Origin of the sequence: Lonepinella sp. MS14434 (assembly GCF_042468235.1) — a bacterium.
In the GTDB taxonomy this organism is placed as follows: Bacteria; Pseudomonadota; Gammaproteobacteria; order Enterobacterales; family Pasteurellaceae; genus Lonepinella.
Map to the genome: position 1 here is coordinate 809,247 of NZ_CP170386.1, position 17,215 is coordinate 826,461.

The following is a 17,215-nucleotide window of genomic DNA, read 5'->3' on the forward strand; positions in this document are numbered from 1 at the left end:
TAATCCTTAGGTAAATAAATAAAAAGTGCGGTATTTTAACCGCACTTTGGTGACTTTTACAACTAAATTCTGTTATAAAGTGCCAGATAACTACGAGCTGCTAATGCCCAACTGAAATCTTGAGACATTGCATTAGCTCTTACATTAACCCATAAACGTTGTTTTTGCCATAATGCAAAGGCATTATTTAAAGCATAACGTAAGCCTTGTGGATCAGCATGTTCAAACACAAAACCTGTGGCGATCCCCGCTTTGATGTTTTCGCTGGTACTATCCACCACGGTATCGGCTAATCCACCAGTGGCTCGAACTAAAGGTAATGTGCCATATTTTAAACCATATAATTGAGTTAAGCCACAAGGTTCGAAACGGCTTGGCACTAAGATGACATCACCACCTGCAACCATTAAGTGAGATAAGGCTTCATCATAACCAATTTTAACCGCCACATTTTGCGGATAATATTGAGTTAGTCCCCATAATCCTTGTTCAAAGTGCTGTGCTCCGGAACCCAATACAATCAGTTGTCCACCTTGTTTAACGATTTCATCAGTAGTTTCAAGTAATAAATCCACGCCTTTTTGTTCGGTTAAACGAGTAATCATGACAAAAACTGGCACATCAGGATTTAACGGTAAATTGAAATGAGCCTGTAATTGTTCCTTATTCTTTTTCTTACCCGCCATAAATTTTAATTTATAGTGATCGGTAATATAAGGATCGTTATTTGGATGCCATATTTTCTCATCTACGCCATTTAAAATACCATGTAAACGACCTTGATATTCTAAGGTACCAAGCAAACCTTGCAAACCATAAGCAAATTCAGGTCGAGTAATTTCTTTGGCATAGGTTGGACTCACGGCAGTAACCGCATCAGAATAATATAAGCCCGCTTTCAAATAAGAAATTTCGCCATATAACTCTAAGCCATCCACATGGAACATGCCGGCAGGTAACCCAATTTCATATAAGTGACGATAATCAAATCGGCCTTGATAAGCTAAGTTATGAATGGTAAATACAGATTTAGCCGGTTTACCTTTGTTATACAAATATGCACTGGTTAACCCTGCGTGCCAGTCGTGGGAATGCACAACTTCAGCGTGCCACCAATTGTCTAAGCCGGTCGCCAATTCTGCCCCCACCCAACCTAATAAGGCAAAGCGTTTATAGTTATCGGTATAATCCTGATACCATTGATCATGATAGGGATTTCCGGGACGATCATATAGATGAGGTGCGTCAATAATATAAACACCTACACCATTATATTCGCCGTAACGTAATAAAATATGACCGGCAAAATTGAAAAACTCTGCGACTACATAGGTTTCAGGAATGCCTGCAAAAATGGCCGGATAACCCGGTAATAACACCCGAGCATCAATGCCTTCTTCTTTTTGTGCAAAAGGCAATGCGCCCATGACATCGGCTAATCCACCGGTTTTGAGTAAAGGGTATAATTCAGAACAAACGTGTAATACTCTCATTTAATTTTATGCTTCCTTAATTTAGCCCTTGTCTTTCAGTCTTACAGACATTTTCCCCCGCAAGCAGGGGAAAATCAATTTTTAAGGGCTAGAAAATAATTAATCTAAATTTACGTCAGAACTAACGTCTTCACCATTTAGTTTTTTAATCATAGACTCAGTGACTAATACAACTTTTCCGGTGCTACTCACACGGAAACGTTTGCGATCTTCTTCAATATCAAGACCAATTTGTGTACCATCAGGGATCATCACATGACGATCAATAATACAATTTCTTAATACACAATTTTTACCAATCGTCACTTGCGGTAAAATAACACAATGATCGACACTTGAATTCTCTTTAATTTTGACGCGGTCAAATAATACAGAATAACTAATACTTGCATCTGTAATCATACAACCACCCGAAATTAACGAGTTATCTACCGGTTTAACATGCGGATTGTTATAGAAGAATTTTGACGGATAAGTTTGTACGGGATTACCACGAATCGGCCAACGTTGATCGTAAATATCTAATTGTGGTTTTTCTGATACCAAATCAATGTTAGATTGCCAGAAACTATCTAAAGTACCCACATCGCGCCAGTAAATTTCACCTTCGGTATTGCGTCCCATACAAGAACGGCTGAATGGATGAGCATACAACACGCCTTCTTCTAAGGATTTTGGTAAAATATCCTTACCAAAGTCGTGAGATGTATAAGGAGATTTCACTTCACGTCTTAATACGTCATACAAATAATCCGCATCAAATACATAAATACCCATCGATGCTAAAGAGGTGTCCGGTTTACCAATCATCGCCGGAGGATCTTTTGGTTTTTCAATAAAATCTTTGACTTTTAAGTTTTCATCAACTGCCATAACCCCGAATTCAGATGCTTCTGAACGTGGTACTTCAATACAACCTACAGTACATTTTGCACCACTGGTGACGTGGTCAAGTAACATTTGGCTATAATCTTGTTTATAAATATGGTCACCAGCAAGAATCAATACATATTTTGGTTGATAATGATTTTTCAAAATTTCCATATTTTGATATACCGCATCCGCTGTACCGCGATACCAAGTAGAATTATCAATTTGTTGACGAGCCGGTAACATATCAACGAATTCACCACGTTCTTGTGGTAAGAAAGACCAGCCTGTTTGCAAATGGCGTAACAAAGAATGTGCTGCATATTGTGTTACTACACCGATACGGTTTAATCCCGAGTTAATACAGTTTGATAAAGCGAAATCAATAATACGACGATTACCACCAAAATAAAGTGCTGGTTTGGCACGTTTATCCGTTAATTCGTGTAAACGAGAACCGCGTCCACCTGCCAAAATTAACACTAAAGTTTCTTTAACAAGTTCATATTTGTTAGGTACTGCTACTTTGCTACTCATAATTATTCTCCATAGATAAAATTGCGGGCTAATCGTTTCAGTTAAAAATAGGGACTATCTAATAATCTCTCTACACTATACCGAAAATAAAATTAATTTTCTGTGATAAAGTTCAAACTTTTGAAAAATTAATTAAAAAAATCACTTATTTTCGTTGCAAAATACAAAAATCTAAAGTCTCTACTAATAAAATTTGTCCTTTTAACAACTGGGTTTGATTAGAAACTATCATTTGCCATTTACCATCCGGCAAAATGAAATTTTGTAAATCATCTTTGGCATTGATTACCAACAACCATTGATCATCTAATAAAATTTGTATTGCTTTACTTGCGTAGTTTTGCCAGTTTTCTACTTGCAAATTATGCCCAGACTCATTAAGCCAATTCACATTCTGTGTATTCCACCATTGCCCATTGGTTAGGCTTTGAATTTTTTTACGTAATTGAATGGCTTGTTGTGTTGCTACAAATAAGTCTCGATCAAATATCGACCATTTCAACCAAGTAATCTGGTTATCCTGACAGTATGCATTATTATTGCCATATTGCGTATTACCAAATTCATCACCCGCTAATAACATTGGGGTACCATTTGATAGTAATAAAGTACGTAATAAAGCCACGCTGGTTAAAAAACGCTGTTTTTCTACTGTACTCTGGTCATTCTTCGGTAAACCATCCGTAGAACCTTCTATACCGTGGTTATAGCTGTAATTTTCATTTCGTCCGTCATGATTATTTTCACCATTTGCCCAATTATGTTTATAGTTATAACTAACCAAATCACGTAACGTAAAACCATCATGTGCGGTGATAAAATTCAAGGTTTTGTAGGGTAACTGATTCGCTTTACGGTATATATCACTTGAACCCGCCAATCGTTCTGCAAAAGCACCCAATGCGCCACTTTTCCACAACCAAAAACGCTTAATATCATCACGATAACGGTCATTCCATTCAGCAAAATAGCTTGGAAAATTTCCTACTTGATAACCTCCATCACCTAAATCCCAAGGCTCGCTAATCATTTTACACCGACTTAATATCGGATCGTTTTCAATAGCTTTAAATAATAAACCTTGCGGATTAAAATACGGTTGTTCTCTTCCCAAGCTAGACGCTAAATCAAAACGGAAACCGTCAACATGATATTCTTCTACCCAGTATTTTAAACAATCAAGCACCCATGCTCGTCCTTGTGGTGTAGATAAATTTAACGTATTGCCACAACCTGTCCAGTTTTCATAATAACCTTGATCATTATGGTAATAATAGGTTTGATCATCGATTCCACGTTGACTAAAGGTCGGAAAATGTTTTTCCCCTTCAGCAGTATGGTTAAATACCACATCCAGAATTACTTCAATACCGGCTTGGTGCAAGGCTTTCACCGCTTGCTTAAATTCATCTACGGGGTTATCTGTCGCTGCATAAGTGGTTTCTAAAGCAAACATGGCTAGCGGATTATAGCCCCAGTAATTACTTAATCTTTTTTCTTGTAAATGTGGTTCATTAACAAAAAAATTCACCGGTAATAATTCAACTGCAGTTATCCCCAAAGATTGCAAATAAGCAATACTTTTTGGATGCGCGAGACCTGCATAGGTGCCACGAATATGTGCTGGCAAATCTTCACGTAATTTAGTAAATCCTTTAACATGTAATTCATAAATAATGCTATTTTCCCACAGCGTTTGTAATGGTTTATCCCCTTGCCAATCAAAATCTGATGGCGTGGTTACCACCCCTTTGGGCGCCAATTTAGCATTATCGCGTCGATCATTTAATAAAAACCATGCTCTTTTATTTGCCGTTGATAAATCCGGTTTTCCTACAACCATTTTGGCATAAGGATCTAACATTAATTTGTTAGGGTTATTTAAGCTAATGCCATCTTTTGGATAAAGACGATAACCATATTGAGTACCGGCTTCAACATCAGCAATCCAACAATGCCAAATATCTTGTTCATTTTTTTTCATGGTAAAACGTTTTTCATTGTCTTCCGAATCAAATAAACATAATTCTATTTTGCTTGCTTGGCTGGAATATAGGGCAAAACTAACCCCTTGTTGATTATTGCGAATTTCAGTATTCGCCCCTAATAACGTGTTCATAATAATAATTTAAAATAATCCATTAATATAATGATAATACGCAGAAATGGAATGTTTGAATATTCCATTTCTGGTATTACATTTCCTATCTATTATTCTTTGATAGTTTTTTTAGTTTTGGGTTTAGCGACTTTCTTAGTGGCCTCAGTTTTCACTGTTGCTACTTTATCTTTTACTACTTTTGGTGCAGTTTTAGCTTTAACCGTTTTTTTCGTCGGCTCAGCATCTACTTCGGCTTTTTTGCTAGTGGCTTTTGTCACTTTTTTCGCTGCCGTTTTTGCTGTAGATTTCACCGCACTATTTTCAGTCACAACAGCTTCTTGCGTTACCACATCTGGTTTTACCGTATCTGATTTAACGGATTTTGTTCTTGTGGTTTTAGTTTTGGCTTTGGTCACTTTACTTTCTGTAGCTTCCGCTTTCACAGTATCTACTTTAGTTGCTTTCGCTTTAGTCACTTTAGCACTGCTCGCTTTGACTGTTTTTTTCACCACAGTTTCTGCTGTTTTAGTCCGTTTTACGGCTGTTTTTTTAGTCTTTTTTGTATTTTTTTTCCAACGAAAATAAATCGTTGCTAATGGTGGTACCACCACAGAAATAGATTGTGCTTTGCCATGGCTTTCAATTTCTTCCGTCGTGACTACACCAAAGTTACCGACATTTGAACCTTTATAATAAGCGGAATCTGTATTCAGAATTTCTTCATACTCTCCTTCTTCATTCACCCCGATACGATAGTTTTCACGCACTACGGGGGTAAAGTTACTCACCACCACAATACGCTCACCATTACTGTCACGGCGTTCGAAAGCAAAGATAGAATTTTGATAATCATCCACCACTAACCAGTCAAACCCTTCCGGTTTATTATCTAATTGATAAAGTGCAGTGTGATCTTTGTAAGTTTTATTCAAATCTTTGACTAATTGCAACACACCTTTGTGCCAGCCACCACCATGGAAATCATCCAGTAAGTACCAATCAAGGCTTTCTTGATAATTCCACTCACGACCTTGAGCAAATTCGTTACCCATAAACAGTAATTTTTTACCCGGATAACCCCACATATAGGCATAGTACGCACGCAAGTTAGCAAATTTTTGCCATGCATCTCCCGGCATTTTACCTAACAACGAAGATTTACCATGTACCACTTCATCATGTGACAATGGCAATAAGAAGTTCTCGCTGTATTGATAAACCATACCAAAGGTCATTTTATTGTGATGATATTGACGATAGATCGGATCCAGTTTCATATAAGAAAGTGTGTCATTCATCCAACCCATATTCCATTTAAAATGGAATCCTAAACCGTTATTTTCAGGCGGTAAAGTGACACCAGCAAAAGAGGTGGATTCTTCTGCAATACTGGTTGCCCCCGGCACTTCTGTACCTACAATTCGGTTAGTTTGACGTAAAAAATCAATCGCTTCTAAATTCTCACGACCACCGTATTGATTCGGAATCCACTCACCGTCTTTACGGCTATAATCACGATAAATCATCGAAGCTACCGCATCAACACGCAAACCATCCAGTCCAAAACGTTCTAACCAATATAACGCATTACCCGTCAAGAAATTTTTCACTTCGTTACGTCCATAGTTATAAATCAAGGTATTCCAGTCTTGATGATAACCTTCTTTTGGATCTGCATGCTCATATAACGCCGTACCATCAAAAGCGGCTAATCCATGGGTATCGCTCGGGAAATGCCCCGGAACCCAGTCTAAAATCACATTAATTCCCGCTTCATGTGCTTTAGCAATAAAACGTTTAAAGCCTTCTGGTGTACCAAAACGGCTGGTTGGCGCATATAAGCCTAAAGGTTGATAACCCCAAGAACCATCAAATGGATATTCGGAAATTGGTAATAATTCAATATGGGTAAACCCCATATCTTTTACATAAGGAATAAGTTCATCACCAAGCTGGTCATAGTCTAGCCAGAAATTATTTTCAAGGTTTCTACGCCATGAGCCTAAATGGACTTCATAAATAGAGATCGGTTGATCCACTTGATTAGCTTTGCGACGAGCATCCGTCATCTCCACAATTTCAGGTAAAGCACTGACTTGTGATGCAGTATCTGGGCGTAATTGTGCAGCAAAGGCATACGGGTCAGATTTTAAGCGAAGTTGATTATTGCTATCTAATAATTCAAATTTATATAATTGCCCTAAAGTGACTTTCGGAATAAATAATTCCCACACACCACTGTCGGCATGGAAACGCATTGGATGACGGCGACCATCCCAATAGTTAAAATCACCGACCACAGAAACCCGTTTTGCATTTGGAGCCCATAAACGGAAATTTACCCCTGTGACATTGTCACACTCAGTAAAGTGAGCGCCTAATACTTCATAAGGGCGTAAATGGGAACCTTCGGCTAATAACCAGTTATCTAATTCTTCGATCATCGGATGAAAACGGTAAGGGTCTTCAATAAATATTGCTTCATTGCCCCAATAGACTTTCAACTGATAATCAAAAAAATCTCGCGTATTGGGTGCAACACCGGTGAAGAAACCTCGTTCATCAATCAGATCCAACACCACTTCAACATTCTGTGTTGCTCGATTGATAACTTCAACACTGTTTGCATCCGGCATTAAAACACGAACTTCAATTCCCCTTTCCGTTTCATGCATACCTAACACCGAAAATGGATCAGCTTGCGTTCCATTAAAAAACGCATCTATCACTGATTGTTCTACTAATTTTTTCATAATGACTTCCTATTATGGTTAATTTCATTTAATAATGCCTGAATGCGTGGGTCACTAAATATTTGTTCTAGTGGCATAGCAAGTCTAATTCGCCAATTCAGGTACTCAGTTGATGTCCCTGGTAAGTTAAACGACACTTCTTGATCGATCAGATTTTCTAACTGTACACCAATCAATCGACTTTGACTACGTGCTAAATAACGATGAATCACAAAATTTAGATGATCGTGCATTGCCATGCTTAACGCATCGCCGTCATAATCATCGGGTAAATAGTGATCACGGTATAAACTATTTAATAAGGCTTGTTTGTCCTCTACTCGTTGCTGATACTTCTGTTGCAAGAAATCCCCTTGCAACACGCCTAATTGCTCAAATAATTCTAAATCCTTACAATGCCAAAAACTCCGTAAAGATGGCACATCATGAGTACCAATGGTGGCAAAGGCTTGAGTTGGGAAATTTTCAGCGGATGGAAATTCTCCATTCGCTTGTGAGAAATACAACACGAAATACGAATAAACTAAAAATTCATTTAATTTTGACCGCACTTCATCGGCGACAGTACCTAAATCCTCTCCCACAATCACACATTGATTGCGTTGGCTTTCAATGGCTAAAATAGCCATTAATTCCGCAAAAGGATAACGTACATAAACACCATCAACGGCAGTTTTATTTTCTGGAATAAACCACAAACGGAATAATCCCATCACATGATCGATTCTCAATACACCAAAATGTTGCATATTCGCTCGTAACATCTCAATAAAAGGTTGGAAACCACGTGCTTTTAAGACGGTTGGATTATAGGGCGGTAATCCCCAATTTTGTCCGACCGGACCTAAAGGATCGGGTGGCGCACCAATGCTTGCATTGACACAATAAAGTTCAGGATCCCCCCAAACATCCGCACTTCCCCGTGAGCTTTGTACGGCTAAATCACCATAGATACCTAATTGCAAACCGGCTTTCTGAGCAACAACTTTCACTTCTGCCAACTGTTGTTCCGTTAACCATTGCAACCACATATAAAACTCAATTTTGGTTTGGTATTTTTTTATTAAGGCTTTACGGTTTTTATCACTTAATTGTTGCCATTCTTTTCGCCAACCTAACCAACCGACATTTTTTTCATCCGCCTGCTGTGTTGGATGTTCAATCACATCTAACACATCAAATAACGCTTGATTTAACAGGTTATCTCCTTGTTGTTTAACAAAATCTAAAAAGGCTTGTCGGCGAGCAATAATTTTGGCGGTTTTACTACGCTGACTAAAGGCAAAAAGTTGCTCAAGTGCGGTAATTTTTAAACGAGAAACTGCTTGATAATCTACTTGCTGTTGTTGACGTAAATGCCCGACTTCATCTTGTTGTTGAGCAAACCAAGTTTGCACAGATTTGGCTAATTTATATTCAGGCAACCAATCTATCGCTAAATAAATCGGATTTAACCAACGACGAGATGTGGCACTATATGGACTCACCCAATCTGGTACGGCAATATACATTTTGTGTAATGGATTAATCCCGATAAAATCCGCACCAAATTGCACCGCATGTTGTACTAAATAAGTTAAATCGGCAAAATCACCAATCCCCCAGTTGCGTTCAGAACACAAACTATAAAGCTGAACATTAATCCCCCAGGCTTTTCGTTGATCTAATATTGGGGATTGAAAAGTGGTTTTTGGTTGTACCAATAAACGTATTTTACGTTGTTGCTTTTTATCGGAAAGGGTTAATTGATAATAACCACCCGGCAAAGCCGGTAAACTGATTTGTTGTTGGGATTGTTGTTCAAATAATATTTCATCTTGTTCGTTCGTTAAACGACAAGTGGTGGTAGAGAAGAAAAAAGAAGAAAAGGAATAATCTGTGGTTTGTTTTGCGTTTAGTACTAAAACATCATCAAAGTGATCATTAGACCAGCTATTTTCCGCTGATAAAAGTGCGGTAAAATAATCCAAGGTTTCTGCTGACGCTGTAATAAAATGCCCATCAATACTATAATGGGAAGGACAGATCCCTAATTTTTCAGCTTTCTGTTCAGTACAACGTTGTTGTTCCGTTAAATTCATAGGCGTACCTCAAGTTTCTGTCTCATTCTAACAAGGTCAATAATAAACTCAACAAATTTAATTCAATTTTGTGATCTTTATCATACTTAGTAAGATTTCACCTAATGGGTATGATTAAAAATCAAACAACAGCAAGCATTATAAGGCTGTTAATAGAAAATTCTCTTTTTTATGGCTATCTTACTTTTAAGTTTTCTAAACTTATTTATTTAATCAATAATATAATCAAACCAGTCAATGACATCCCTTTCATGGATACCATTTTTGATCATAACGCCAGCTAATTTAACTGAGTTGGAGTTATGGGAAATCAGTGGATGCCAGTCAAATAAAGGCTTGCCTTCGTATAATAAACGATACGCACAGGTACGAGGCAACCATTTAAAATCGGGTAAATTTTTCTTGGTCAGTTTGGTGCAATCATCTTCTAATATAAAACGATTACAATAATCGCCACATTTCCCTGTGTCCACATCTAACAAATTGCATGCAATACGAGTGTAATACAACCGCTCTTGTTTGCCGCGTCCTGTAATAAATTTACGATAACAGCATTTTCCACAGCCATCGCACAAAGCTTCCCATTCTGTTTCGGTCATTTCAGCAAGGGATTTTTGTTGCCAAAAAGGTATGTTATTTAGATTATCATTCATTTTATTTAGATAAAAAAGCGATCAAAAAAGAGTTAAATTTTTGACCGCACTTTTATTTTTAGATAGAAAATTAAGGATTTAAACCAAATGATTCACTACTTTTATCATATTTAATCCCTGAATGTGAACCCTCTGCACCATTAAAATAAATATCTTTCGGTTGCGAACAAGCGGTTAATACCAATGCAGTCAATACAATTAATACTAATTTTTTCATTTAAAATCCTTCTTTTAAACTCACAGTTAAATTAAATACTAAATGTTCAGCCGTGCTATCCTTGTTATCCGCACAATAATATCCCTCACGTTCAAATTGATAGGATTGCTCAGCTGTTACTTGTGCTAAACTCTTTTCCACAAACCCTTGTTTAATAACCAAAGAATTTGGGCTAATAGCTGCAATAATATCCTCTTCCGCTCCCGGGTTTGGCATATTAAATAAGCGTCCATATTGGCGAAATTCCGCAGGACAATTTTCTGTCGCAGACACCCAATGAATTACGCCTTTCACCTTACGCCCATCTACTGGATTTTTGCCTAAAGTGTCAGGATCATAAGAGCAATAAACACAGGTAATATTGCCGTCTGCATCTTTTTCTACTCGTTCCGCTTTAATTACATAAGCATTACGTAAACGTACTTCTTTACCTAATACTAAACGTTTATATTGTTTATTAGCTTCTTCACGGAAATCTGCTTGATCAATATAAAGCTCAGGGGTAAATGCTAATTGACGAGAACCGAGTTCTTCCCGATTAGGGTGATTAGGTGCGGTCAAAATTTCTGGATTTTTTAAATTTTCAATCACAATTTTTAACGGATTAATCACTGCCATAGCTCGTGGTGCATTGGTGTTTAAATCATCACGAATACAACTTTCTAACGCTGAAAATTCCACCACGTTATCTTGCTTTGTCACCCCAATACGGCGACAAAATTCACGTAAAGATGCTGGTGTATAACCACGACGGCGTAAACCTGAAATGGTCGGCATACGGGGATCATTCCAGCCATCTACCACTTTTTCTTCAACTAATTTCAGTAATTTACGTTTAGAAGTTAAGGTTCCTTCTAAATTTAAACGAGAAAATTCATATTGATGTGGCAACGGACGTGCAATAGAAATATGTTCTAACACCCAGTCGTATAAACGGCGATTATCTTGGAACTCTAACGTACACAATGAATGGGTAATGCGTTCAATGGCATCAGAAATACAATGGGTAAAATCGTACATCGGATAAATACACCATTTATCCCCTGTTTGATGATGGCTGGCAAATTTCACGCGATAAATCACTGGATCTCGCATCACCATAAACGGGGAACTCATATCAATTTTAGCACGTAAGCTCATTTTGCCCTCAGGAACTTCGCCGTTTTTCATTTTTTCAAATAATGCCAAATTTTCTTCAATCGGGCGATCACGATATGGGCTATTTTTCCCTGCTTCCGTTAATGTACCACGATATTCACGCATTTGTTCTGGTGAAAGCTCATCTACATAAGCTAATCCTTTTTCAATTAACTCAATGGCATAGCCATAAAGTTGATCAAAATAATCGGAAGCATAACGTGGTTCACCCTCCCAGTGAAAACCTAACCATTCCACATCTTGCTTAATACTATCCACATATTCCACATCTTCTTTGGTTGGGTTAGTATCATCAAAACGCAAATTACATTTACCTTGATAATCTTGAGCTATACCAAAATTTAAGCAAATAGATTTGGCATGACCGATATGCAAATAACCATTTGGTTCAGGCGGAAAACGGGTGTAAACATTGTTATGTTTACCACTTGCTAAATCTTCATCAATAATTTGGCGAATAAAATTGGTTGGGCGAATCTCGCCCGTTTCTTCAATTACAGTATTTTCTGTTGTCATATAGTAAAATTTAAGCTGTTAAAAATTAGGGTTATTCTACACGGTTTAAATAAAGATTACAAAGTCGATAAAAAGATAAAAAAGATAAAAATGCAACTTTTGCTTAAAATCATAATCTATTAAGCATGCTTAAGGATTTATTAAGATTTATCTTTTATACTTCCCCTAACTTTAGTTATTATTGGACAATATTATGAAAAAGAAGTTATTCATTGCAGCAATCATCTTAGCATTATGTGGCGGTTGTTGGTTTTATTTTAAAACAGATCAAGGTTCACAAATCACCTATTTAACCGAAACAGTGAACCGTGGTAATTTACAAAAATCAGTGATTGCCAGTGGGACAGTACGAAGTTATAACCGCGTCGAAGTGGGGGCGCAAGTATCTGGGAAAATTGAAAAAATTCATGTAACCTTAGGACAAGAAGTAAAAGAAGGTGATTTGATTGCAGAAATTGATTCAAAAACACAAGTCAATAGCCTAAATACTGCACAAGCGCAACTGGCTTCTTATCAGGCTCAATTAAAAGCGAAAAAAACTGCTTATGACGTGGCATTGTCAGCCTATAATCGTATGGCTAAATTATATAAACAAAATTCAGCTACGTTAGATGATTTAAATTCAGCTAAAAATACCCTATCCAGCGCGGAAGCGGATATTGAAACGGTACAAGCGTCTATTAAGCAATCGGAAATTGAAGTCAGTACCGCTCAAACTAACTTAGGTTATACTAAAATTGTATCACCATTAAATGGTACGGTGATTTCTATTCCCGTCTCCGTCGGACAAACCGTCAATGCGAATCAAACCACACCAACCATTGTGCAAGTGGCAGACTTAACCAAAATGCTAGTTAAACCTGAAATTTCCGAAGGGGACATTACTAAAGTAAAACAAGGTATGTCAATTGAGTTTACTACGCTATCGGATCCAAATACCAAATATCATGCTCAAATTAATTCGGTCGATCCAGCCATGACGACATTAACTGATAATGGCTATACAGAAGATGTAACAGATACCAACGCCGTTTATTATTATGCCAATGTGGTTGTAGATAATCCAGATGGTAAATTACGTATCGGCATGACAACGCAAAATACCATTACCATTGCAGATGTTAAGGATGCCTTATTAGTGCCAACCACTAGCCTACAAAAGAATGGTAATCAAGTTTATGTCAATGTATTAAATAATGATAAACAGGTAGAAAAACGAGAAGTTACTATCGGCCTAAATGATGATGTGAATACACAGATTTTATCCGGCTTAAATGAAGGTGAAAAAGTGATTACCTCTCAGGTAGCTGAAGGTGAAACCGTCGGTAATAGTAACCGTGGACCAAGATTGTTCTAAGGTTGCGATTATGAATATCATTGAAATCAAAGGCATTAACAAATTTTTTGGTGAAGGCGAAAACCGTACCCAAGTTTTAAAAGACATTGACTTAGACATTAAAAAAGGTGATTTTATTGCCATTATCGGACAATCGGGTTCAGGTAAATCGACCTTAATGAACATTATCGGTTGTTTAGACACGGCAACATCAGGATCTTATAAAATTGATCATCAGGAAGTTAGTCATCTTAATCGAGATCAACTTTCCGACTTGCGTCAGCAAAAATTTGGTTTTATTTTCCAGCGTTATAACCTACTTTCTACGCTAAGCGCGGTGGAAAATGTAGCACTTCCGGCCATTTATGCTGGCGTTAATCAACAAGCTCGTTTAGCTCGAGCTTCTAGTCTGTTAGAGAAATTAGGCTTAGGCGATAAATTAGAAAATAAACCGAGCCAACTTTCTGGTGGTCAACAACAACGGGTGAGTATTGCTCGAGCCTTGATGAATGGCGGTGAAATTATTTTGGCAGATGAGCCAACAGGCGCATTAGACAGTAAAAGTGGCGAAACGGTAATGGAAATTTTAACCCAGTTACATAGCGAAGGGCATACCATTATTTTAGTCACCCACGATAAACAAGTAGCCAATTTTGCTAATCGGATTATTGAAATTAAAGACGGTCGCATTATCGAAGATACTCGAAAAAGTGATTTAATTGCCCATAAAGATACCACTCCCAAAATCAACAAAAATGCTTTTAGTTTCTATAAAGATCAATTTATGGAATCCTTTAAAATGTCGGTGAACGCCATTGTAGCTCACAAAATGCGTTCACTATTGACTATGCTGGGAATTATTATCGGGATTACGTCTGTGGTTTGTGTGGTGGCATTAGGCACGGGTTCACAACAAAAAATTCTGGCCAATATTAATTCTATGGGAACCAACACCATGGATATTTTTAACGGTACCGGATTTGGTGATCGACACGCTGAGAAAAATCAAAATCTGACGGTTTCTGACAGTGATATTTTAGCCAAACAAAGCTATATTGAAAGCTCTACGCCAAATAGTTCGGTGAGTGGAACACTGACTTATGGTAGTCAAAGTTTTACCGCTCAAGTTTATGGGGTAGGTGAACAATATTTTAACGTGAAAGGCTTGACCACGGTAACGGGTAAAATTTTTGATGCGAATGATGTAGTGAACAATGAAAATATCGCTGTGATTGATGATAATACCGTCACCCAAGTTTTCCCAAATAGCGATCCTATCGGGCAAATTTTAATGATTAATAAAAAGCCCTTAAAAGTGATTGGTGTAGCAAAATCCAATAATAATATGGGGAGCAGTAGCAATCTAAAAATCTATATCCCTTACACCACAGCAATGAATAAAATTTCAGGTAATCAGAAAATTGATAGTATTACGGTAAAAATCCGTGATGATGTTAATTCCACTGTGGCAGAAAAAGGACTAACCAATTTATTGCAAGTTCGTCACGGTAAAAAAGACTTTTTCGTGATGAACACCGACACTATTAAACAAACTATTGAAGCCACCACCAACACAATGACCTTGTTGATTTCATCTATTGCGTTGATTTCCTTGGTGGTTGGAGGGATTGGAGTGATGAATATTATGTTAGTGTCAGTGACTGAACGCACTAAAGAAATCGGTGTTCGTATGGCAATTGGTGCCAGACAAGCGAATATTTTACAACAATTTTTAATTGAAGCAGTGCTAATTTGTTTAATCGGTGGTGTCACGGGGATCTTGCTATCCATCTTATTTGGCACTATTTTTAATCTGTTTATGACAGATTTTACCATGGTATTTTCTAGCTTCTCGATTATTTCGGCAGTACTCTGTTCGACTTTAATCGGTGTGATTTTCGGTTATGTGCCCGCCAAAAATGCATCACAATTAAATCCGATTAATGCACTTGCGAGAGAATAGTAGAAAATTTTTATTTTTCTGTTAGAATAAGCAAGTTCAAAAATGAACGAACGTTCATTAACAACTTTTTATTCAAAGTGCGGTAAAAAAATGAGGTATTTTTCACCGCACTTCCATTTCAAATTTGAAGGAAAAAATATGTTAAAACTCAATAAAATCGCCCTAACCGTGATTTTATCTTCTGCTTTAGCAGGTTGTGCTAATATTGAAGATAGCTACCAAACTAGCCAACAAGATTACCAACAATATGAACAAATTACTCAACAATATAATATCAAAGAAAATTGGTGGACATTGTATAATGATGTCCAATTAAATCATGTAGTTGAACAAGCCTTACTAAATAATAAAGATTTAGCCAAAGCAGCAATTTCTGTGAATTCTGCACTTTACCAAGCAAATTTATTAGGCGCTGATTTAGTACCAGCCTTTAACGGTTCAACCAGTTCATCTGCCAGTCGTCGTACGGATACCCATGCCAATTCGACCATTAGTCATGGCGGATCATTAGGCGTGAGTTACACTTTAGATTTATGGCGTCGTTTAGCTGATGCCGCAGACGCTGGTGAATGGACGTATAAAGCCACTCAGCAAGATTTAGAAGCAACTCGGTTATCATTAATTAACTCTGTTGTGGTAACTTATTATCAACTTGCTTATCTCAATGATGCTATTTCAGCCACCAATGATACCATCAGCTATTACGGTCAAATTAACAATATTATGCAAAACCGTTTCGCGCAAGGCGTGGCAGATCGTGCTAGCATAGACCAAGCACAACAATCCGTATTAACTGCTCGTAACAATTTAATTGCTTACCAAACTCAGCGTAAAACTGCCGAGCAGACTTTACGTAATTTATTAAACTTAAAACCAGATCAAGCGTTAAATATCACTTTCCCACACATTTTAGATGTAAAAACAGCCGGAGTTAACCTTAACGTACCGGTTTCAACGATTGCTAATCGTCCTGATGTTAAAGGCAATTTATTCCGTTTAAGCAGTGCGTTCAAAGATGCCAAAGCCACGCAAAAATCTTGGTTCCCAAGTATTAATTTAGGCGGTAGCATATCTTCTAGTGCAAGCACGGTGGGTAATTCATTAAGTAATCCAGTAGCTGCCGGCACGTTAGCTATTAGCTTACCATTCTTAGATTGGAATCATGTGAAATGGAATGTAAAAATTTCCGAGGCTGCTTATGAGTCTGCTCGTGTCAATTATGAACAAGGAATTACCACCGCATTAAATGAAATTGATACTAACTATTTTGCTTATACCCAATCTCAACAAAATTTTGAAAATTTAAACAAAAAATACGATTATGATCAACGTATTACTCAATATTATCAAAATCGTTATAATGCAGGTGTTTCTGAATTAAGAGAATGGTTAGCCGCAGCAAATACGGAAAAATCTTCTCAGGTGGCGATTTTGAATGCAAAATATGCTGTTATTCAGAATGAAAATGCGATTTATAGTGCCATGGGTGGATATTATTCCACCAAATATTAATATGCTTATTGCATAATTTAGCCCC

General features: G+C 37.3%; 9 protein-coding genes and 1 pseudogene. 3 read left to right on the forward strand and 7 right to left on the reverse strand.

What is annotated here, in order from left to right; translation table 11 throughout:
- Window positions 1-62: 62 nt before the first annotated feature.
- The 7 genes and pseudogenes from glgA to glnS all read right to left on the reverse strand — a co-directional run bounded on the left by glgA (window position 63) and on the right by glnS (window position 12,379).
- A complete protein-coding gene (gene glgA, locus O1Q79_RS03965; RefSeq protein ID WP_386693064.1) occupies window positions 63-1,493 on the reverse strand; it encodes a glycogen synthase GlgA in 1,431 nt (476 codons plus the stop codon).
- A 99-nt stretch (window positions 1,494-1,592) separates the two neighbouring features.
- The gene (gene glgC, locus O1Q79_RS03970) at window positions 1,593-2,900 is read right to left on the reverse strand and encodes a glucose-1-phosphate adenylyltransferase (RefSeq protein WP_386693065.1); all 1,308 of its coding nucleotides are present in this window, start codon (window positions 2,898-2,900) and stop codon (window positions 1,593-1,595) included.
- Window positions 2,901-3,045: 145 nt separating this feature from the next.
- Window positions 3,046-5,019: a glycogen debranching protein GlgX gene (gene glgX / locus O1Q79_RS03975; protein ID WP_386693066.1), complete on the reverse strand. Its 1,974-nt coding sequence runs from the start codon at window positions 5,017-5,019 to the stop codon at window positions 3,046-3,048.
- A 565-nt stretch (window positions 5,020-5,584) separates the two neighbouring features.
- A pseudogene (gene glgB / locus O1Q79_RS03980) lies at window positions 5,585-9,835 on the reverse strand (1,4-alpha-glucan branching protein GlgB); the annotation flags it as partial.
- Window positions 9,836-10,044: 209 nt separating this feature from the next.
- Window positions 10,045-10,488: a YcgN family cysteine cluster protein gene (locus tag O1Q79_RS03985; protein ID WP_386693067.1), complete on the reverse strand. Its 444-nt coding sequence runs from the start codon at window positions 10,486-10,488 to the stop codon at window positions 10,045-10,047.
- Between the two features lie 70 nt (window positions 10,489-10,558).
- Window positions 10,559-10,705 carry a hypothetical protein gene (locus O1Q79_RS03990; protein WP_386693068.1) on the reverse strand — a complete coding sequence of 49 codons (147 nt, stop codon included), beginning with the start codon at window positions 10,703-10,705 and terminating at the stop codon, window positions 10,559-10,561.
- Entirely contained in the window at window positions 10,706-12,379 is a 1,674-nt protein-coding gene (glnS, locus tag O1Q79_RS03995) for a glutamine--tRNA ligase (RefSeq protein WP_386693070.1), read from the reverse strand.
- 193 nt (window positions 12,380-12,572) lie between these two features.
- Here glnS and O1Q79_RS04000 point away from each other — a divergent pair, with 193 nt between their 5' ends.
- The 3 genes from O1Q79_RS04000 to O1Q79_RS04010 all read left to right on the forward strand — a co-directional run bounded on the left by O1Q79_RS04000 (window position 12,573) and on the right by O1Q79_RS04010 (window position 17,190).
- Window positions 12,573-13,736 carry an efflux RND transporter periplasmic adaptor subunit gene (locus tag O1Q79_RS04000; RefSeq protein ID WP_386693071.1) on the forward strand — a complete coding sequence of 388 codons (1,164 nt, stop codon included), beginning with the start codon at window positions 12,573-12,575 and terminating at the stop codon, window positions 13,734-13,736.
- A 10-nt stretch (window positions 13,737-13,746) separates the two neighbouring features.
- On the forward strand, window positions 13,747-15,678 hold the full coding sequence (locus tag O1Q79_RS04005; RefSeq protein ID WP_386693072.1) for a MacB family efflux pump subunit: 1,932 nt from the start codon (window positions 13,747-13,749) through the stop codon (window positions 15,676-15,678).
- 138 nt (window positions 15,679-15,816) lie between these two features.
- Window positions 15,817-17,190: an efflux transporter outer membrane subunit gene (locus O1Q79_RS04010; protein WP_386693073.1), complete on the forward strand. Its 1,374-nt coding sequence runs from the start codon at window positions 15,817-15,819 to the stop codon at window positions 17,188-17,190.
- Window positions 17,191-17,215 lie beyond the last annotated feature (25 nt).

What these genes read in the sequence shown, in the direction of transcription:
- O1Q79_RS04000 (WP_386693071.1), top strand. Translation starts at nt 12,573, where the DNA reads ATGAAAAAGAAGTTATTCATTGCAGCAATCATCTTAGCATTATGTGGC.
- O1Q79_RS04005 (WP_386693072.1), top strand. Translation starts at nt 13,747, where the DNA reads ATGAATATCATTGAAATCAAAGGCATTAACAAATTTTTTGGTGAAGGC.
- glgC (WP_386693065.1), bottom strand. Translation starts at nt 2,900, where the DNA reads ATGAGTAGCAAAGTAGCAGTACCTAACAAATATGAACTTGTTAAAGAA.
- glgX (WP_386693066.1), bottom strand. Translation starts at nt 5,019, where the DNA reads ATGAACACGTTATTAGGGGCGAATACTGAAATTCGCAATAATCAACAA.
- O1Q79_RS03985 (WP_386693067.1), bottom strand. Translation starts at nt 10,488, where the DNA reads ATGAATGATAATCTAAATAACATACCTTTTTGGCAACAAAAATCCCTT.
- O1Q79_RS04010 (WP_386693073.1), top strand. Translation starts at nt 15,817, where the DNA reads ATGTTAAAACTCAATAAAATCGCCCTAACCGTGATTTTATCTTCTGCT.
- glnS (WP_386693070.1), bottom strand. Translation starts at nt 12,379, where the DNA reads ATGACAACAGAAAATACTGTAATTGAAGAAACGGGCGAGATTCGCCCA.
- O1Q79_RS03990 (WP_386693068.1), bottom strand. Translation starts at nt 10,705, where the DNA reads ATGAAAAAATTAGTATTAATTGTATTGACTGCATTGGTATTAACCGCT.
- glgA (WP_386693064.1), bottom strand. Translation starts at nt 1,493, where the DNA reads ATGAGAGTATTACACGTTTGTTCTGAATTATACCCTTTACTCAAAACC.